General features: G+C 30.5%; 19 protein-coding genes and 1 rRNA gene. All 20 read left to right on the plus strand.

The window, feature by feature from the left end; genetic code table 11:
• The first annotated feature begins 52 nt into the window (after positions 1–52).
• A complete protein-coding gene (locus BUA19_RS10110; RefSeq protein ID WP_242939283.1) occupies positions 53–553 on the plus strand; it encodes a DUF1934 domain-containing protein in 501 nt (166 codons plus the stop codon).
• 97 nt (positions 554–650) lie between these two features.
• Positions 651–1,355 carry a hypothetical protein gene (locus tag BUA19_RS10115; RefSeq protein WP_072726157.1) on the plus strand — a complete coding sequence of 235 codons (705 nt, stop codon included), beginning with the start codon at positions 651–653 and terminating at the stop codon, positions 1,353–1,355.
• An 11-nt stretch (positions 1,356–1,366) separates the two neighbouring features.
• Positions 1,367–2,761 (plus strand): tRNA lysidine(34) synthetase TilS, encoded by a 1,395-nt coding sequence (gene tilS / locus BUA19_RS10120; protein WP_072726159.1) that lies wholly within the window; start codon positions 1,367–1,369, stop codon positions 2,759–2,761.
• Between the two features lie 78 nt (positions 2,762–2,839).
• Positions 2,840–4,690: an ATP-dependent zinc metalloprotease FtsH gene (ftsH, locus tag BUA19_RS10125; RefSeq protein ID WP_072726161.1), complete on the plus strand. Its 1,851-nt coding sequence runs from the start codon at positions 2,840–2,842 to the stop codon at positions 4,688–4,690.
• 251 nt (positions 4,691–4,941) lie between these two features.
• Positions 4,942–6,618, plus strand: a complete 1,677-nt coding sequence (locus BUA19_RS10130; RefSeq protein ID WP_072726163.1) for an acyl-CoA mutase large subunit family protein — start codon at positions 4,942–4,944, stop codon at positions 6,616–6,618.
• 19 nt (positions 6,619–6,637) lie between these two features.
• Positions 6,638–7,042 carry a cobalamin B12-binding domain-containing protein gene (locus BUA19_RS10135; RefSeq protein WP_072726168.1) on the plus strand — a complete coding sequence of 135 codons (405 nt, stop codon included), beginning with the start codon at positions 6,638–6,640 and terminating at the stop codon, positions 7,040–7,042.
• A gap of 16 nt (positions 7,043–7,058) precedes the next feature.
• A complete protein-coding gene (gene meaB, locus BUA19_RS10140) occupies positions 7,059–7,997 on the plus strand; it encodes a methylmalonyl Co-A mutase-associated GTPase MeaB (RefSeq protein ID WP_072726171.1) in 939 nt (312 codons plus the stop codon).
• Positions 7,998–8,011: 14 nt separating this feature from the next.
• Positions 8,012–8,422 carry a methylmalonyl-CoA epimerase gene (mce, locus tag BUA19_RS10145; protein ID WP_072726173.1) on the plus strand — a complete coding sequence of 137 codons (411 nt, stop codon included), beginning with the start codon at positions 8,012–8,014 and terminating at the stop codon, positions 8,420–8,422.
• Between the two features lie 67 nt (positions 8,423–8,489).
• A complete protein-coding gene (gene mmdA, locus BUA19_RS10150; RefSeq protein WP_072726175.1) occupies positions 8,490–10,031 on the plus strand; it encodes a methylmalonyl-CoA decarboxylase subunit alpha in 1,542 nt (513 codons plus the stop codon).
• An 18-nt stretch (positions 10,032–10,049) separates the two neighbouring features.
• Entirely contained in the window at positions 10,050–10,430 is a 381-nt protein-coding gene (locus tag BUA19_RS10155) for an OadG family protein (protein ID WP_072726177.1), read from the plus strand.
• Positions 10,431–10,452: 22 nt separating this feature from the next.
• Positions 10,453–10,833, plus strand: coding sequence for a biotin/lipoyl-containing protein (locus tag BUA19_RS10160; protein WP_330389086.1), 381 nt, complete (start codon positions 10,453–10,455; stop codon positions 10,831–10,833).
• A 19-nt stretch (positions 10,834–10,852) separates the two neighbouring features.
• Positions 10,853–12,064 (plus strand): sodium ion-translocating decarboxylase subunit beta, encoded by a 1,212-nt coding sequence (locus BUA19_RS10165; RefSeq protein ID WP_072726179.1) that lies wholly within the window; start codon positions 10,853–10,855, stop codon positions 12,062–12,064.
• A gap of 83 nt (positions 12,065–12,147) precedes the next feature.
• Entirely contained in the window at positions 12,148–13,122 is a 975-nt protein-coding gene (locus tag BUA19_RS10170; protein WP_072726181.1) for a biotin--[acetyl-CoA-carboxylase] ligase, read from the plus strand.
• Entirely contained in the window at positions 13,115–14,074 is a 960-nt protein-coding gene (locus tag BUA19_RS10175; RefSeq protein WP_072726183.1) for a P1 family peptidase, read from the plus strand. The genes BUA19_RS10170 and BUA19_RS10175 overlap by 8 nt, the downstream gene beginning before the upstream one ends.
• A gap of 144 nt (positions 14,075–14,218) precedes the next feature.
• Positions 14,219–14,800, plus strand: coding sequence for an ECF transporter S component (locus tag BUA19_RS10180; RefSeq protein WP_072726185.1), 582 nt, complete (start codon positions 14,219–14,221; stop codon positions 14,798–14,800).
• Positions 14,801–14,816: 16 nt separating this feature from the next.
• Complete coding sequence (locus BUA19_RS10185; protein ID WP_072726188.1) at positions 14,817–15,587, plus strand: type III pantothenate kinase; 771 nt, start codon at positions 14,817–14,819, stop codon at positions 15,585–15,587.
• 66 nt (positions 15,588–15,653) lie between these two features.
• Entirely contained in the window at positions 15,654–16,622 is a 969-nt protein-coding gene (gene dusB / locus BUA19_RS10190; protein WP_072726190.1) for a tRNA dihydrouridine synthase DusB, read from the plus strand.
• 102 nt (positions 16,623–16,724) lie between these two features.
• Positions 16,725–17,204, plus strand: coding sequence for a transcription elongation factor GreA (greA, locus tag BUA19_RS10195; protein ID WP_072726192.1), 480 nt, complete (start codon positions 16,725–16,727; stop codon positions 17,202–17,204).
• 16 nt (positions 17,205–17,220) lie between these two features.
• Entirely contained in the window at positions 17,221–18,711 is a 1,491-nt protein-coding gene (lysS, locus tag BUA19_RS10200; protein WP_072726194.1) for a lysine--tRNA ligase, read from the plus strand.
• Positions 18,712–19,270: 559 nt separating this feature from the next.
• Positions 19,271–19,478, plus strand: a 16S ribosomal RNA gene (locus BUA19_RS10210); the annotation flags it as partial.

Here is a 19,478-nt window from a genome sequence, read left to right on the forward strand (position 1 = left end):
GTGAACAAAAGTACCGTTGGCTTGCGGTATAGCATTGTAGAGATATGCTATTATGTACACTAATATTTGTAAAAATATTGAGTGTATGAATAAAATCTATAATTTTTATAGATTTTATAAAGCTGAGATGATGAACCGAGAAGTTATGATTAAGATGAAAACTTGTCAAATAGATTTAAAAGGACAAAAAGACAGCATAGAACTTATAACAGAGGGGAAAGTTTATAAAAAAAATCGAGCAACATATATAGTTTACGAAGAATCAGAAATATCAGGAATGGCTGGAACTACTACAACTTTAAAAGTTTTAGATAATTGTATAACTATGAAAAGATTTGGAAAAAATAATTCTGAATTAATTTTTGAAAAAGGAAAAAGATTTAAAACAAGATATAGAACTGCACATGGTGATTTTTCAGTTGAAATACTTACTAAATCTGTAGATGTAGAAATAAAACATGATTTAACGGATATTGATATAAACATAAATTACGATATAAATATATCTGGATTGTTTGAAGGTAAAAATATAATAAATATAAAAATTAATTAGATAATTGATTGGGTGGTGTAATTTACACTACCTTTTATTGTTTTTATTTGTTATTATAAAATATGGATGGGAAGATAAATTGTATTGAGGTGATTTTTTGAAGTCTAATGATAAGAATATAGGATTAATTGTAGTTTTAACTATGCTTATGATGACAATGGTAATTACGTCTTCTACAATTTTATTTTTAAAATTTAATGGAAAAGAAAAACTTATGTATACATTGGATAGTTTGGGAATAATAAAAAATATGAAACAAAAGAAATATTTAAGAGAAGAAATAGAACAATTTCCTTATTTAACTGTATTTCATAAAGAAGAAAAAAATGTATTCTCAGGTTTAGACCATGAAGAAAAAATTTTGTACTATAAAATAAAGAAATATTCGTATTTGAATGGAGGCGAAATAAAAGCAGTTATAGATTTAATGAAAGAATTGAATTTTAGATATGATTATTTTATATGTGCACAATCAAATAGGAGTTATGATAGTTTAATTTCAACTGAATACATGTATTCAGTTATTTATGATAAGTATAAATCATTAATAGATATGTATTTAAAAGGAAGTTCAAGTGATTATAAAGAAATGTATATAAGGGGAATATATTTTCACTATTTAAGTAATATTTATAAAGATGATTTGCAGAGAATATTAATAGAATATAATATGGAACCATATGATGTTAAAGAGTATTTTAGAAGAAATAATACTTTTAGTAGTCAGTTTTATCTGGATTTCGTTGAAAATATAGATATGTACAAAGATATTTATAGATATTATTTAAAAACTATAATATAAGAGGGATAAAAATGATTATAAATAAGGTAAGAGATACTATAAAAAGGCATAATTTATTAAACGATGGAGATAAAGTTATATTAGGGCTTTCAGGAGGCCCAGATTCTGTTTGTCTTTTACATATTTTAAATTATTTAAAAGATGAATTTAATATAAAGATATATGCAGCTCATTTAAATCATAAAATAAGAGGAATAGAAGCTCAAAAGGATGCTATGTATGCTGCAAAGATTTGCGATATTATGGGGATAATTTGTTTTATAAGGGCTATAGACGTACCAAAGTATTGCGAGGAAAATAATTTGTCATTAGAAGAAGGAGCGAGAATTTTAAGGTACAATATGTTTTTTGAAATAAAAGAAAAAATAAATGCAGATAAAATAGCTATTGCTCATAATATCAATGATCAAGCTGAAACTGTGCTTATGAGAATGATGAGAGGAACAGGTCTTCAGGGATTAAAAGGAATAGAATATAAAAGAGATGATGGAATTATAAGACCTCTTTTAGATGTATCTAGAGAAGAAATAGAAAAATACTGTGAAGAAAATAATTTAAATCCTAGAATAGATCATACTAATTTAGAGGATATATACGTTAGAAATAAAATAAGATTAAAATTAATACCTTATATGAGTGAAAATTTCAATCCAAACTTAAAGGAATCTATAGCTAGAATGGCAAATTTATTAAGAGAAGATAGCGATTATATAGAAGAACAAGCAAATAGTGCTTTTGAGCAAGTATGTGAAAAAAAGTCTCAAAACATTATAAGTTTAGATATAGATAAGTTTTTAAAATTTCATAAAGCGATTAAAAATAGGATAATAAGAAAGTCTATTGATTTTATATTGGGAGATATTAAAGGCATAGAACAAAAACATATAGAAGATGTAATTAGTTTGTTTTTTGAAAGTAAGACAGATACTAGAATAGATTTGCCTAGAGGGATTAGAGTATATAAAAAGAATAGAAATATTATATTTACTAATGAGGAATTAGTAGAAAAAAAAATAAATTACAATTATAAACTTCCTAAAAGTGGGTACATAAAGGTAAAGGAATTAAATGCTATTGTTGAAAGTAAAATATTGAGTGTAAAAGAAATGAAAAATATTACGCATGATAAGTACACTAAATGTTTTGATGCAGATAAAGTTTGTGGAGATCTTTTAATAAGAAATAGAAAAAATGGTGATAGAATAAAAATTTTGGGATTGGGGGGAAGTAAAAAAATAAAAGATTTATTTATAGATTTGAAAATACCTAGAGAAGATAGAGATAAGATACCTATATTAGTAGATGAAAAAGGAATAATTTGGGTTATAGGGTATAGAATGAGTGAAGATTACAAAATTGATAAAGGTACTAAAAATATATTAAAAGTGAGTTTCAAACTTCTGTAGTTGAGTGATATTGTATTGAATTTTTATTTATGATAGAATAAATTAATATTGTTGACAGGAAAGAAAGGAGGGCTCTATTTGAAGAAATTATTTAAAGGAGCAACTTTTTATTTGCTTGTATTTTTAATAATAATTTCAATAGTTCAACTTTACGGTAAACCTACTCAAGAAATAAAAAATTTGGATTTTTCAAAGGTTTATCAAGAACTAGTTAAAGAAAATATTTCAGAGCTTACATTTACAAATGAGGTAATAGAAGGAAAAATAAAAAATACTAATCAAAAATTTAGATCATATATTCCTTATCCGGTTAGTAAAGATAAACTTTCAGATATTATTTTAAAGCAAGTTTCTCAAGGGAAGCTCGTGTTAACTGGAAAGCCAGAACCTGGTACCCCTTGGTTTTTTGAAATATTACCTTCTATATTCATGATACTTATATTTGTTGTATTTTGGTTTGTGTTTATGCAACAATCTCAAGGCGGAGGAAGCAGAGTTATGAATTTTGGCAAATCAAGAGCCAAACTTCATAAAAGTGATGAAAAATCCAAAGTTACTTTTTCAGATGTTGCAGGGCTTGAAGAAGAAAAAGAAGAACTTCAAGAGGTTGTTGATTTTCTTAAAAATCCTAAAAAGTATATAGAATTAGGAGCTAGAATTCCTAAGGGTATATTAATGGTAGGACCTCCTGGAACAGGTAAAACTTATCTTTCAAGAGCTGTTGCAGGAGAAGCTGGAGTTCCATTTTTTAGCATAAGTGGTTCTGATTTTGTTGAGATGTTTGTAGGGGTCGGAGCTTCTAGAGTTAGAGACTTATTTGATCAAGCTAAGAAAAATTCTCCTTGTATTATATTTATAGATGAGATAGATGCTGTTGGAAGAAAAAGAGGAGCAGGTCTTGGTGGAGGACATGACGAAAGAGAACAAACATTAAACCAATTACTAGTTGAAATGGATGGTTTTGGAGTGAATGAGGGAATAATAATAATGGCGGCAACAAATAGACCGGATATATTAGACCCTGCATTACTTCGCCCTGGTAGATTTGATAGACAGGTAGTAGTTGGAACACCAGATATAAGAGGTAGAGAAGCTATACTTAAGATTCACGCTAGAAATAAGCCGTTAGCTACTGATGTAGATCTTAAAGTTATTGCTAGGAGAATTCCGGGATTTACTCCTGCAGATATTGAAAATCTTATGAATGAAGCTGCTATTTTAACAGCTAGAAGAAAAGAAAAGAAAATTAGAATGGAAACGATAGAAGAAGCTATAATTAAAGTTGTAGCTGGTCCAGCTAAAAAGACTAGAGTTATAAGTGAGAAGGAAAGAAAATTGACTGCATATCATGAAGCAGGTCATGCTGTAGCAGCACAACTTCTTCCAGATACAGATCCTGTTCATCAGGTGACAATTATACCAAGAGGAAGAGCTGGAGGATTTACTATGCAACTTCCAGTTGAAGATAAATATTATTCAACTAAAACACAAATGGAAGAAAATCTTGTAGTGCTTCTTGGAGGTAGAGTTGCAGAACAACTTGTTCTTGAAGATATATCAACTGGTGCTCAAAATGATTTGGAAAGAGTATCGAGTATTGCTAGAGCCATGGTTACAAGATACGGAATGAGTCCAAAGCTTGGACCTATGACGTTTGGAGATAGTTCTGATGAGGTTTTCTTAGGAAGAGATTTTACTACAAGAAGAAATTATTCAGAAGAGATTGCTTCAGAAATAGATAGAGAGATAAGCAGGATAGTAGATGAAGCTTATAGTATGACTAAAAAACTTTTAAGTGAAAATATAGATAAACTTCATTATGTCGCTAAAGCTCTTTTAAAATATGAAACTCTTGATTCAGAGCAATTTAAAAAAGCATTTAATAAAGAGCTTCCATTAGATGATGAAAATGATATATTTGATTTTTAAAAAGAAAAAATAAATATGAATAACTTGGGTTTATATTTAATATAAATATAAAGGCACAATCAAACCTCGTGTATTTGTTTTGGAGGATGAATTGTGCCTTTAATAATGCTATAGAAATTGCGATAAAACAAAGAGGATTTAGTTAAAAAATGTAGAAATTATTTATAACATGCAATTTAAATTTCATGAAAATTTTTTATGAAATTTTAAATTCGCAAACTTTCATAATTTTACATAAGGGGGAGTGGTCGATGAGTTGCAATGACAATGAAAAGTTGCAAAATACTTTTAATGAGTGGGAAGAAAAAACTTTAGGAAAAGCTTTGTCTAGATTTCCTGAAAGAAAGGAAGAATTTTTATCAGGTTCAAATGAAAAAGTAAATAGAATTTATACACCTTTAGATATAGAAAATTTAGAATATAATGAAGATTTAGGTTTTCCAGGGCAGTATCCTTTTACTAGAGGAGTACAACCTACAATGTATAGAGGAAAACTCTGGACTATGAGGATGTATGCAGGTTTTGCTACTGCAGAAGAATCGAATAAAAGATATAAATACTTGATTGAACAAGGTTCGATGGGATTATCTGTTGCTTTTGACCTTCCTACTCAAATGGGATATGATTCAGATGACCCTATTTCAGAAGGAGAAGTAGGAAAAGTTGGAGTTGCAATAGATTCTCTTGAAGATATGGAAATGTTATTTGATGGAATACCACTAGATAAGGTTTCTACATCTATGACTATAAATGCTCCAGCATCTGTACTTTTAGCAATGTATATAGCAGTTGCTGAAAAGCAAGGAGTGCCTATGAACAAACTTAGAGGAACTATTCAAAATGACATACTTAAAGAGTATGTTGCAAGAGGTACATATATATTTCCGACAAAACCTTCGATGAGATTAATAACTAACATATTTGAGTATTGTTCAAAAAATGTTCCGAAATGGAATACTATAAGTATATCGGGTTATCACATAAGAGAAGCAGGAGCTACTGCTATTCAAGAGGTGGCTTTTACTTTATCTAATGGGATTGCTTATGTGAATGCAGCGATAGATGCTGGGCTTAATGTTGATGATTTTGCGCCGAGATTATCATTTTTCTTTAATGCTCATAATGATTTATTAGAGGAAGTAGCTAAGTTTAGAGCTGCAAGAAGGCTTTGGGCTAAGATAATGAAGAATAGATTTAGTGCTAAAAATCCAAAATCTTTAATGCTCAAATTTCATACTCAAACAGGTGGTTCTACTTTAACAGCTCAGCAACCTGAAAATAATATTGTTCGTGTTGCAATACAAACTCTTGCAGCGGTTTTAGGTGGAACTCAATCTTTACATACTAATTCTAAAGATGAAGCATTAGCTCTTCCAACAGAAGATTCAGTTAGAACGGCTCTTAGAACTCAACAAATAGTAGCTTATGAAAGTGGTGTAGCAGATACTATAGATCCACTTGCAGGTTCTTATTATGTTGAAAGTTTAACTAATAAAATAGAAGAGGAAGCTATGAAAATAATAAATAAAATAGATGAATTAGGAGGTTCTCCAGCGGCTATAGATAAAGGATATATGCAACAGGAGATAATGGAAAGTGCATATAGGTATCAAAAAGAAGTGGAAAGTGGAGAGAGAATAATAGTCGGTATGAATAAGTTCAAGATAGAAGAAGAACCTCCAAAAGATCTTTTAAAAGTAGACCTTTCTGTAGGAGAAAAGAAAAAACGACAGTTAAAAGATTTAAAAGAGAGAAGAGATAATGATAAAGTACATGAAAAATTAGAGACGCTTAGAAAAGCTTGTCGAGGAGATGAAAATTTAATGCCTTATATTTTGGAGTCGGTTAAAGTGTATGCAACTTTGGGTGAGATATGTGGTGTTATGAGAGAAGAATTTGGCGAATATAAGCAAAGTGTAATGATTTAATATAAAAGGGGGAATAGGTATGAGACCTATAAGAGTATTGGTTGCAAAGCCTGGACTTGATGGACATGACAGAGGAGCAAAAGTTATTGCAAGAGCTCTTAAAGATGCAGGTATGGAGGTTATATATACGGGACTTAGACAAACACCAGATCAGATTGTTCAAATAGCAATTCAAGAAGATGTTGATGTTATAGCTATGAGTATATTATCTGGAGCTCATAATACTCTTCTTCCAAAGGTAGTTCATCTTTTGAAAGAGGAAGGAGTGTATGATGATATTCTTGTAATAGGTGGAGGGGTTATTCCAGATGATGATATACCATATTTAAAGGAAAAAGGAATAGCAGAGATTTTTACTCCTGGAACTCCTACTTCTGTAACAATTGACTTTATAAGACAAAATATAAAAAGAGAAATCGTTTGATAAGGTTGTGAAAAATATGGATCTTATTGAACAATTATTAAAAGGAAATAAGAGAGCTTGTGCAAGGCTTATTTCAATAATAGAGAATGAAAGTGAGGGTTATTTAGATTTATTAAAAGATATACATAAAAATGCAAAAGGAGCTTATGTAATAGGCATAACAGGACCGCCTGGAGCAGGAAAGTCAACTTTAACAAATAAATTGGCAAAAAAACTTAGAGAACAAGATAAAAAAATTGGAATTATAGCTATAGATCCAACAAGTCCTTTTACTAAAGGAGCTATACTTGGGGATAGGATAAGGATGAGTGATTTAAATTCTGATTCTGGAGTATTTATACGTTCGATGGGTACTAGAGGATATCTTGGTGGACTTTCAAAAGCTACATATGGAGCTATAAAAGTTATGGATGCTTATGGTTGTGATTATATTTTTGTCGAAACTGTAGGGGTAGGACAGTCTGAAGTTGATATAGTAAAGACTGCTGATACTACAGTTATGGTAATGGTTCCTGGATTAGGAGATGATATACAAGCTATAAAAGCTGGTGTAATGGAAATTGGAGATGTGTTTGTTGTAAATAAAAGTGATAAAGAAGGAGCTAAAAAAACTTTAATTGAAATAGAGATGATGCTTGATTTTAAAAAAGATTGGGAGTTTAGACCTTTAGTTTCCATGGCAATTTCAAGTGAAGGTAAGGGAATAGATGAATTGTTGGAAAATATTATGAAACATAAAAATTATCAAGAGAAAAGTGGAAAATTAACAGAAAAGATGTTGGAAAGAAATAAATCTGAAATAAAAGAAATAATACATAGAAAAATAGAAAAGAAAATTCAAAATATAGAAAGTGAAAAAGAAATAGAAAATATGATAATTAAAACTTTGAATAAAGAGCTTGATCCGTATACGGTAAGTGAGAATATATTAAGTAAAATTATAAAAGATTTTTAAAAGGGGGATTTGAAATGAATGTTAGTAAAATTGATCATATAGGTATAGCGGTTAGTAATCTTGAAGAAACTTTGAAATTTTATGAAGAAGTTTTGGGAATAAAATGTGAAGGTACTGAAATAGTAGAAGATCAAAAAGTTAAGGTAGCATTTTTGCCAGTTGGAGATACAGAGATAGAGTTGTTGGAATCAACTTCAAAAGATGGTCCCATAGCGAAATTTATAGAAAAAAATGGTGGAAGGAATGGGATACAACATATAGCTGTTAGAGTTGATAACATAGAGAAAGCAATAGAAGAAGTGAAATCAAAGGGATATAGAATGATAGATGAAAAGCCGAGATATGGGGCTGGTGGAGCTAAAATAGCATTTTGTCATCCAAAAAGCACTCATGGAATATTATTAGAATTAAGTGAAAGAAAGTAATTTAAACTCTTGTGCTTAAATTTAAGCACAAGAGTTTAAATGTAAAAGCGCTTAGGGGGTATTAATTATGGAAAAATTAGATGTTCTTCGTGAAAAGAGAAAAAATATAGAATTAGGTGGTGGGGAAAAAAGAATACAAAAACAGCATAATGCAGGGAAGTTAACTGCGAGAGAAAGACTTAATTTATTATTTGATGAAGCGAGTTTTGTTGAACTTGATGCTTTTGTCAAACATAGATGTACTAATTTTGGAATGAATAAGGTAAATGCTCCAGGAGAGGGTGTTGTAACTGGATATGGAAAAATTGATGGAAGATTAGTTTATGCATTTGCTCAAGATTTTACTGTTGTAGGAGGTTCTCTTGGAGAAATGCATGCTAAAAAAATAGAAAAAGTAATAGATCTTGCTCTTAAGATGGGTGCTCCTATTGTTGGACTTAATGATTCGGGTGGAGCTAGAATACAAGAGGGAGTAGATGCTTTATCTGGGTATGGAAGAATTTTTTATAAAAACACCATAGCTTCAGGAGTTATACCTCAAATATCTGCTATAATGGGACCTTGTGCAGGGGGAGCTGTTTATTCACCTGCATTGACGGATTTTATATTTATGGTAGATAAAACTAGTCAAATGTTTATTACAGGACCTCAAATTATAAAAACTGTTACGGGAGAAGATGTAAGTGCTGAAGATTTAGGAGGAGCTATGACTCATAATACTACATCTGGAGTTGCGCATTTTATATCTTCAAATGATGAACAATGCATTTCGGATATTAGGACGCTTTTAAGTTTTTTGCCTTCTAATAATATGGAAAAAGCTCCAAAATTAGAAGTTGGAGATGATCCTAATAGAGTAGTAGATAATTTAAACACTATAATTCCAAAAAATTCTAATAAGCCTTATGATATGAAAGAAATAATAAAATCAATAGTTGATAATGGATATTTTTTTGAAGTACAACCTTATTTTGCACAAAATATAATAACGGGATTTGCTAGAATAAATGGAGAATCTATAGGTATTGTTGCAAATCAACCTACATATATGGCTGGATGTTTAGATATAAATGCAGGAGATAAAGCATCTAGATTTATTAGAACTTGTGATGCTTTTAATATACCTATTTTAAATTTTGTAGATGTTCCAGGGTTTTTACCGGGAACAGCTCAAGAATATGGAGGAATTATAAGACATGGAGCAAAAATGCTTTACGCTTATAGTGAAGCAACTGTTCCAAAAGTTACGATAATAGTTAGAAAAGCTTATGGAGGATCTTATCTTGCTATGTGTTCTAAAGATATGGGAGCTGATTTAGTATATGCATGGCCTAGTGCGGAAATTGCTGTTATGGGACCTGAAGGAGCAGCTAATATTATTTTTAGAAAAGAAATAAAAGAAGCAGATAATTCTCAAGAAGTAAGGCAAATGAAAATAAAAGAATATAAAGATGAATTTGCAACTCCTTATAAAGCTGCTGAAAGAGGATTTGTAGATGATATTATAGAGCCTGCATTGACTAGAATTAGACTTTGTGATGCTTTTGATATGTTAAAGTCTAAACGTGAAAGTAGACCTCCTAAAAAGCATGGAAATATTCCACTTTAAAAATAAGAAGGTGAAAAAATGAATTTAATTGATATTATGAAAAATGATATACATATTTTGACCAATTCACAGAAAATAATAGGGACCTTATTGGTAACTGGAATATCTATGGTTATAGTATTTTTAGTTTTAATTATTATATCTTTTTCACTAAACATAATGAATAGATTGATATGTACTCAAGATAAAAAAGAAACAAAAAAAGTTAATAAAAATAAGGATAGTAAGGATAATAAGGAATTAATAGCAGTTATAAGTGCTGTTATAGCTGCATCGTTGGGAACTAGTACAAATAATATAGTAGTTAGAAATATAGTTAGAGTAAAAGATGAGGAAAGTAATTGGAGCAAAAATGGTAGGATAGAACAGATGAATAATTTTAATTTTTTTAATAAGTAATATTGTGTTGGGAGGTAAAAAAATGATAAAGAAATTTAATGTCAAAGTAAATGGGATTAGTTATGAAGTTGAAGTTGAAGAAATAAAAGAAAATGTACAAATTAAAGACATAAAAACAGATTCGGAAAAGATAATTCCTAAACAGGAAGCAAAATCTCAAGTGAATAATAATTTATCAGTTTCACAGGGGGGGAATTCAATAAAAGCTCCAATGCCTGGAACTATAAATGATATAAAAGTAAATCAGGGAGATAAAGTGAAAAAGGGTCAAGTTTTAATAATACTTGAAGCTATGAAAATGGAAAATGAAATAATGGCGCCTTCTGATGGAACTGTAGAATCTATAAATGTAAGTAAAGGTTCATCTGTAAATGCAGGGGATGTACTTATTGTTTTAAAATAAAAAAGAAAGGGGACTACCCATGGGGGATGTTATATTTAATTTTATACAAAGCACAGGAATTTACAATATTGAATTTAGACAAATTATAATGTTATTACTTGCTTGTACATTATTATATTTAGCAATAGCCAAAGAATATGAACCTCTTTTATTGGTGCCTATAGCATTTGGGATGATTCTTGCAAATCTTCCTTTAGCAGGTTTGATGGCAGAGCCAGAAAATTTAATTAAATTTCATACTATAAATACTCAAGAAGCAGCAATTAATGCTCAAAAAGGAATATTTAATGTAGATTTTTTAACTAAATTTCCGGGAGGACTTCTTAAATATTTATTCAAAGGAGATGAACTAGGCATATTTCCTCCACTTATTTTTATGGGTGTAGGAGCTATGACTGACTTTGGTCCTCTTATTTCAAATCCTAAGAGTTTGCTTTTAGGAGCTGCTGCTCAGTTTGGGATATTTTTTACTTTCATAGGTGCTATAATTTTAGGATTTGATGCACAAGCGGCTTCATCTATTGGGATAATAGGGGGAGCTGATGGGCCGACTGCAATATTTCTTACTACAAAATTGAAGCCTGAATTACTTGGACCTATAGCTGTTGCTGCTTATTCTTATATGGCATTAGTTCCTATAATTCAGCCACCGATAATGAAAGCTTTGACGACAGAAGAAGAAAGAAAAATAGAAATGGAACAGCTTAGAACTGTTTCAAAAAAAGAAAAAATAATATTTCCTATACTCGTTACAATACTTGTTTCATTAATATTACCTACAGCAGCTACGTTAATAGGAATGCTTATGCTTGGTAATTTGTTTAGAGAATGTGGAGTAACAGATAGACTTTCAAAGACAGTTACTAATGAGCTTATAAATATAGTTACAATATTTTTAGGATTGAGTGTAGGTGCTACTGCTAAAGGAGAAAATTTTTTAACTATCGAAACCTTAGAGATATTTGCTTTAGGAGTAATTGCATTTATGGTAGGAACTGCAAGTGGGGTTTTACTTGCTAAGGTATTAAATAAGTTTTCTAAGAGCCCTATAAATCCTCTTATAGGTTCAGCTGGAGTTTCAGCAGTTCCCATGGCTGCTAGAGTTTCTAATAAGGTAGGGCAAGAAGAAAATCCGGGTAATTTTCTTTTGATGCATGCCATGGGACCTAATGTTGCAGGGGTTATAGGTTCTGCAGTAGCAGCAGGTGTGCTTTTAAGTTTCTTTGGATAAAAAGGCGGATTTCCGTCTTTTTTTTTAGAAATTCTTTTGATATAGTTTTTGATAAGTGATAAATTTGAAAAGAGGTTGGAAAAATGAGGGAAAAAATATTAAATATTCTTTTAGATAAAAATAAAGAGTTTGTATCAGGAGAAGAAATATCTGAAAAACTTGGAATAACTAGAACTGCAGTTTGGAAACATATAAAGAATATAAAAAAACAAGGGTATGAAATAGAATCTGTAACTAAAAAAGGATATAAAATAGTAAAATGTCCAGATTTGCTAACTCCAGAAATAGTTAAATACAATTTAAGTACGAGTTTATTAGGTAAAGAAATAGTATATTTTGATTCTATAGGTTCAACTAATGATTACGCAAAAGAAATAGCTAAAGATGTCAAAGAAGGTACAATTATAATAGCAGAAGAACAAGTAAAAGGAAGAGGAAGAATGGGGAAATATTGGCATTCTATTAAAGGTGATGGCATATGGGTCAGTATAATATTAAAGCCAGATATATATCCTTATGAAGCTTCTTTTATAACTCAAATAGCAGGGGCTAGTATTGTAAAAGGACTTAAAAAATTAGGGGTTGATTCTTTAATAAAATGGCCAAATGATATTATAATTAATAATAAAAAAGTAAGTGGAATTTTAACGGAACTTGGAGCTGAAATAGATAGGATAAATTATGTTGTAGTTGGAATTGGAATGAATGTAAAAACTATAGATTTTCCTGAAAATGTAAAAAGTATGGCGACATCTATAAGAAAAGAAGGATATAATTTAGAGAGAATAGATATATTAAAAGAAATACTTGAAGAATTTGAGCGTTTGTACTCAAATTACATTGAAAACAAAGATAAAACAGAATGTATTGAAATATGCAAACAAAATTCAGCTATTATTGGGAAGTATGTTTATGTTTTAAAGGGAGATGAAAAAAGAAAAGTTAAATGTATTGATATAACTGAAAATGGAAATCTTGTAATAATTAATGATAATAATGTAAAGGAAGAATTAATATCTGGAGAAGTATCGATAAGAGGGGATAAAAATTATGTTTAATAATATATTAGATGTGAAAGGTATAAAAGTAGGACAAGTTGAAGACAATAAAGGTTTGACTGGATGTACTGTTATAATATGTGAAAAAGGAGCTGTTTGTGGAGTAGATGTAAGAGGTTCTGCTCCGGGAACTAGAGAAACAGATCTTTTAAATCCTATAAATTTAGTAGATAAGGTTCATGCTGTAGTACTATCTGGAGGATCTGCATTTGGGCTTGAATCTACATGTGGAGTTATGAAATATTTAGAAGAAAGGAATATAGGATTTGATGTAGGGGTTACAAAGGTTCCAATAGTGGTAGGTGCAGTTTTGTTTGACTTACATTTAGGAGATTACAGAGCGAGACCAAATTTTAATATGGGATATAAAGCTTGTGAGCTATCTTCTGATAATATATTAAAACAAGGTAATTATGGTGCAGGATGTGGGGCTACTGTTGGAAAGTTTAGAGGTATTGATTATTCGATGAAAGGTGGAGTAGGAAGCTATTCAATATGTCTTGATAATGGTCTTGTTGTAAGTGCAATTGTCGCAGTAAATCCATTTGGAGATGTATATGAAAATGGAAATATAATTGCTGGAGCGCTTGATGATGATAAAAGACTATTTATAAATACGTTTGAAGCGATGAAAAGAGGTTTAACTTGTAAAGATTTTTCAATTCAAAATACGACAATAGGAGCTATAGTAACGAATGCAAAGTTAAATAAGAATGAATGCACTAAAATTTCACAAATGGCTCATGATGGATATGCAAGAGCAATTAATCCTATACACACAATGCTTGATGGAGATACGATATTTACTTTAGCTACAGGAGAAATTGAAGCTGATGTGAATGTAGTAGGTACTTTAGCTGTTCAAGTTATGGAAAAAAGTATAATAAATGGAGTGAAAAATGCTCAAAGTGTTCTTGATATACCTTGTTATAAAGATTTTTTTCAGTATTAAAAAATAATATAATGTTGAAACTTATATATAATATTGATAAAATTAAATAGTTGTAGCTAGCATCCATTTGGAGCTTGACTGTTTTTTAGAGTAAAAAATAAAAATAGTCCGGCATCGTAAAGAGCTGGAACGGAGGTGTATTAAATGATTGCTGCAAGAAGTTTATCTACAAAGAGAATGACTGTTATAGGAATGTTGGGAGCTATTTCCATAGTGCTGGGTATGACGCCGCTTGGGTTTATTCCTGTTGGACCAACTAAGGCTACTATAATGCATATACCAGTAATTATTGGAGCGTTAATTGAGGGACCATTAGTTGGAGCAGCTGTTGGACTTATATTTGGTATATTTAGTTTAATTCAAAGTATAACAAATCCAACACCAGTGTCGTTTGTGTTTTGGAATCCTTTGGTTTCTATAGTTCCAAGAATATTAATAGGTATAGTATCTTATTATGCATATAAATGGATTAAATGCGCATTTAAAAGCGAGACTATATCTGTAGCTTTAACAGGAGCTGTTGGAACTCTTACTAATACAATAGGAGTTCTTTCTATGATTTATTTATTATATGGAGTTAAATTTGTTAAAGCTATAGGTGCAGATATAAATTCAGTAGGAAAAGTAATATTAGGTATTGGAATAACTCATGGAATACCGGAAATAATAGTTGCTATTTTAATTGTTACAGGAGTTATGAGAGGGCTTAAATTGATAAAAAAATAAGAAAGAAGGTTAATGTATGTTGCTTGTATTTGATGTAGGAAATACAAATACAGTATTGGGAGTTTACAAAGGAAAGAAGTTAATAAATCATTGGAGAATTAGTACGAATAAAGATAAGACATCTGATGAATATGGAATGTTGATAAATGAGTTGTTTAAATATGAAGGATTGAGCATTAATGATATAAATGATGTTATAATTTCTTCTGTAGTTCCTAATGTGATGCATTCTCTTGAAAATTTTGCGAGAAAATACTGTGAAAAAGAACCATTAATAGTAGGGCCTGGGATAAAAACAGGTATAAATATTAAATACGATAATCCAAAACAAGTAGGAGCAGATAGAATAGTAAATGCAGTTGCAGGATACGAAAAGTATGGAGCTCCTCTTATATTGGTTGATTTTGGAACAGCTACAACGTTTTGTGCATTATCTGAAAGAGGAGAGTATTTAGGTGGAACTATTTCTCCTGGAATTAAAATTTCTAGTGAAGCTTTATTTCAAAAAGCATCTAAGCTTCCTAGGGTTGAACTGATAAAGCCTGGAATGACTATATGTAAAAATACAGTTTCTGCTATGCAATCTGGTATAATATATGGATATGCAGGACTTGTGGATAAGATAGTAAATATGATGAAAGATGAACTTAAAAACAAAGATGTTAAAGTTGTAGCAACGGGAGGTCTTGCTAATTTAATAGCATCAGAATCAAGAAGTATAGATTATGTAGATAAATTTTTGACATTAGATGGACTTAGAATAATATATGATAGAAATAGGGAATAAATATAAAGGAATTGGGTTTTATCAACCCAATTCCTTTTGTGTTAATTTAGATTAGAAGGTGGTTTTATGAAAATTGGAAGTGTATATATAGAAAATGAAGTGTTTTTAGCTCCCATGGCTGGAGTTACAGATTTACCTTTTAGAATATTGTGTAAAGAAATGAATTGCGGACTTTTGTATACGGAAATGATAAACGCAAAAGCTCTTTGTTATGATGATGAAAATACTAAATCTATGCTTAAAATAGATGAAAAAGAACATCCAGTTAACGTTCAAATATTTGGATCAGAAGTGCAATTTATGGCAAAAGCTGCGTATATATTAAATGAATACCCTAATGAGATTTTAGATATAAATATGGGATGTCCAGCTCCTAAAATTGTAAAAAATGGAGATGGATCAGCACTTATGAAAAACCCGAAGCTTGCAAAAGATATATTAAAAGAAGTAGTAAAAAATTCAATAAAACCTGTAACTTTAAAAATTAGAAAAGGTTGGGACGAAAAAAATGTAAATGCTGTGGAAATAGCGAAAATAGCAGAAGAAGCAGGAATAAGTGCTATAGCAGTTCATGGAAGAACTAGAGAACAATATTACTCTGGAACAGCTGATTGGGATATAATTGCAAAGGTTAAAGATGCAGTGTCTATTCCAGTTATAGGAAATGGAGATATATTTGATGTAGATGATGCTGTAAAAATGATAAACCAAACAAATTGTGATGCTGTTATGATTGGAAGAGGAGCTCAAGGTAATCCTTGGATATTTAAAAGAGTTGCTCATTATATTAAAACAGGTGAAATTTTACCTTTACCTACATTAGAAGAAAAAATAAATACAGCTATAAGACATTTAAATATGGCTGTTGAAGAAAATGGAGAATATGTAGCTATAAGGGAAATGAGAAAACATTTAGGTTGGTACTTAAAAGGTCTTAAGGGTTCTGCTAAGGTAAGAGACGAAATAAATAGATTGGAAAGTTATGAAGAAGTTGTCAATAAATTGAAGACTTATTTAGAACAATCCTTGACATAGGAAAAATAGTAATTTATAATATTGCGCAACTGGTAAAATAAGATATAAATTTTTGCTATTATATAAATGGATTAAATTTGATAAAAAGGAGATGTAGGGGCCATGGATAACAATAAAGAGATTTTACTAACGGAAGAAGGGTATAAAAAAATAGAAGATGAGTTGGAGTTTTTAAAAACTGTTAGAAGAAAAGAAGTAGCTGAGAGAATAAAAGTAGCTATATCTTTTGGAGATATATCTGAAAACTCAGAGTATGATGAGGCAAAAAATGAACAAGCACAACTTGAAGAAAGAATACTAAAACTTGAAAATATGCTTAGAAAAGCAGTTATTATCGATGAAAGTAAGGTTGATTTAAGTGTTGTAACTATAGGTTCTATTGTAAAAGTTAAGGATATGGATTTTGATGAAGAGGTAGAGTATACAATAGTAGGTTCAGCAGAAGCAGATCCTTATGAATTTAAAATTTCAAATGAATCACCTGTTGGAAAAGCTCTTTTAGGAAGAAAAGTAGGAGATGTAGTGGAAGTTGAGGTTCCTGATGGAATAGCTAAATTTGAAATTTTAGAAATAAGAAGATAATTTGGAGGGAATTAAAATGAATAATGAAGAACTAAGTCTTAATGAAATGCTCAAAATAAGAAGAGAGAAGTTGGCAAAACTTCAAGAAATGGGAAAAGACCCATTTAAAATAGAAAAGTATGATTTAACTCATCACAGCATAGATATAAAAGACAATTTTGAAGAACTAGAAGGAAAAGAAGTTTCAATAGCTGGACGTATAATGAGCAAAAGGGTACAGGGAAAAGCTTCATTTATAGATGTACAAGATCAAGAAGGAAGAATACAGGTTTATGTTAGAAAAGATAGAATTGGAGAAGAAGATTACGAATTATTTGTTACATACGATATAGGAGATATTGTTGGAGTAAAAGGAGAGGTATTTAAAACTAAAAGAGGAGAAATATCTGTAAAAGCTAATGAAGTAATTCTTTTAAGTAAGTCTCTTCAAATACTTCCAGAGAAGTTCCATGGACTTAAAGACCCTGATTTAAGATATAGACAAAGATATGTTGATCTTATAGTAAATCCAGAAGTAAAAAAGGCTTTTTTAATTAGAAATAAAGCGATAAAAGCAATTAAAGAATATCTTGATGATAGAGGATTTTTAGAAGTAGATACTCCTATTCTTAATACTATAGCAGGAGGAGCTGCTGCAAGACCTTTTATAACTCATCACAATACATTGGACATAGATATGTATTTGAGAATAGCTAATGAATTATACTTAAAAAGGTTGATAGTTGGCGGATTTGAAAAAGTATATGAAATGGGAAGAATGTTTAGAAATGAAGGTATGTCTATAAAGCATAATCCTGAATATACTGCCATAGAATTATATCAAGCTTATGCTGATTATGAGGATATGATGAGAATAACTGAAAATATAGTAGCTTATGCAGCTGAGAAGGCTCTTGGAACTACTAAAATAAATTATCAAGGAACAGAAATAGATTTAACTCCGCCATGGAATAGAATGACTATGGAAGAAGCTGTTAAGAAATACGCAGGTGTTGACTTTAGTGAAATCAAAACAGATGAAGAGGCAATAGAAATAGCAAAACAAAAAGGAATAGAAATAAAACCTGAAATGACTAGAGGGCAAGTTATAAATGATTTATTTGAAGAATATGCAGAAAAACATTTAATTCAACCTACATTTATAACACATCATCCAGTTGAGGTTTCGCCTCTTGCAAAACGTAATCCAGAAAATCCTGCAATAACAAATAGATTCGAAGCTTTTGTAAATACTTGGGAAATAGCAAATGCATTTTCAGAGCTTAATGATCCTATAGATCAAAGACAAAGATTTATGGATCAATTAAGACAAAGAGAACTTGGTGATGATGAAGCTCATATGTTAGATGAAGATTTCTTAAATGCATTAGAAGTGGGCTTACCACCAACAGGCGGGCTTGGAATAGGAATAGATAGATTGATGATGCTTTTAACGAATTCATCTTCAATAAGAGATGTAATATTATTCCCTACTATGAAGCCTATAACAGAGCAAAAACAAGATTAATTAGTAAATGAGTTGCTAGGGTCTAGACTGAAAAGTCTAGGCCTTTTTTCTCATTTGCAGAAAATGATGAAATTTGGATTAATTTATGTATAAATAAAAGCAGGAATGTATGTTAAAATATAGAATGTAAATCAAAGTAGGGGATGGTTTGTTTTGTGAAGTGAATAAAATTTACAAAGAGAGGTATATAATAAAAATGTTGATAAATTGGGTCTGTTTAATTTGCATTGTTGCAATGGTATTTCAAATTATGTTTTTTTTCTATATGAGTGCTTTATCGGATTTAAAACCTAAAAGACATATTAAGAGAGTTAAAAGAGTTCGTAAACAGGAATATAACTATCAAAAAAGCTATGCTGATAAAATAGCAAAATAAATTTTTAAAAAACTGTTGACTTTTAAAAAGAAAGATGGTATATTAATACTTGTCCTCAGCAGTAATGTTGAGTGGAAATTGAACTTTGAAAACTAAACAGTAGGTTAGATATAAATACGAAGCCAAAGTTTATTTTGAGCAACGGAAATTCGTTAGAATTTCGTTGGCGACATAAACGAAGTTTATTTTGAGAGTTTGATCCTGGCTCAGGATGAACGCTGGCGGCGTGCCTAACACATGCAAGTCGAGCGAGGGGAAAAGAGCTTGCTCTTGGAACCTAGCGGCGGACGGGTGAGTAACGCGTGGGTAACCTGCCCTATACACACGGATAACATACCGAAAGGTATGCTAATACGGGATAAAGCTAAGATAAGGCATCTTATCGTAGTCA

The organism is Tepidibacter thalassicus DSM 15285, assembly GCF_900129915.1.
GTDB classification, from domain to species: Bacteria; Bacillota; Clostridia; order Peptostreptococcales; family Peptostreptococcaceae; genus Tepidibacter; species Tepidibacter thalassicus.

What these genes read in the sequence shown, in the direction of transcription:
- BUA19_RS10110 (WP_242939283.1), top strand. Translation starts at nt 53, where the DNA reads ATGTACACTAATATTTGTAAAAATATTGAGTGTATGAATAAAATCTAT.
- tilS (WP_072726159.1), top strand. Translation starts at nt 1,367, where the DNA reads ATGATTATAAATAAGGTAAGAGATACTATAAAAAGGCATAATTTATTA.
- BUA19_RS10130 (WP_072726163.1), top strand. Translation starts at nt 4,942, where the DNA reads ATGAGTTGCAATGACAATGAAAAGTTGCAAAATACTTTTAATGAGTGG.
- BUA19_RS10135 (WP_072726168.1), top strand. Translation starts at nt 6,638, where the DNA reads ATGAGACCTATAAGAGTATTGGTTGCAAAGCCTGGACTTGATGGACAT.
- meaB (WP_072726171.1), top strand. Translation starts at nt 7,059, where the DNA reads ATGGATCTTATTGAACAATTATTAAAAGGAAATAAGAGAGCTTGTGCA.
- mce (WP_072726173.1), top strand. Translation starts at nt 8,012, where the DNA reads ATGAATGTTAGTAAAATTGATCATATAGGTATAGCGGTTAGTAATCTT.
- mmdA (WP_072726175.1), top strand. Translation starts at nt 8,490, where the DNA reads ATGGAAAAATTAGATGTTCTTCGTGAAAAGAGAAAAAATATAGAATTA.
- BUA19_RS10155 (WP_072726177.1), top strand. Translation starts at nt 10,050, where the DNA reads ATGAATTTAATTGATATTATGAAAAATGATATACATATTTTGACCAAT.
- BUA19_RS10160 (WP_330389086.1), top strand. Translation starts at nt 10,453, where the DNA reads ATGATAAAGAAATTTAATGTCAAAGTAAATGGGATTAGTTATGAAGTT.
- BUA19_RS10165 (WP_072726179.1), top strand. Translation starts at nt 10,853, where the DNA reads ATGGGGGATGTTATATTTAATTTTATACAAAGCACAGGAATTTACAAT.
- BUA19_RS10170 (WP_072726181.1), top strand. Translation starts at nt 12,148, where the DNA reads ATGAGGGAAAAAATATTAAATATTCTTTTAGATAAAAATAAAGAGTTT.
- BUA19_RS10175 (WP_072726183.1), top strand. Translation starts at nt 13,115, where the DNA reads ATGTTTAATAATATATTAGATGTGAAAGGTATAAAAGTAGGACAAGTT.
- BUA19_RS10180 (WP_072726185.1), top strand. Translation starts at nt 14,219, where the DNA reads ATGATTGCTGCAAGAAGTTTATCTACAAAGAGAATGACTGTTATAGGA.
- BUA19_RS10185 (WP_072726188.1), top strand. Translation starts at nt 14,817, where the DNA reads ATGTTGCTTGTATTTGATGTAGGAAATACAAATACAGTATTGGGAGTT.
- dusB (WP_072726190.1), top strand. Translation starts at nt 15,654, where the DNA reads ATGAAAATTGGAAGTGTATATATAGAAAATGAAGTGTTTTTAGCTCCC.
- greA (WP_072726192.1), top strand. Translation starts at nt 16,725, where the DNA reads ATGGATAACAATAAAGAGATTTTACTAACGGAAGAAGGGTATAAAAAA.
- lysS (WP_072726194.1), top strand. Translation starts at nt 17,221, where the DNA reads ATGAATAATGAAGAACTAAGTCTTAATGAAATGCTCAAAATAAGAAGA.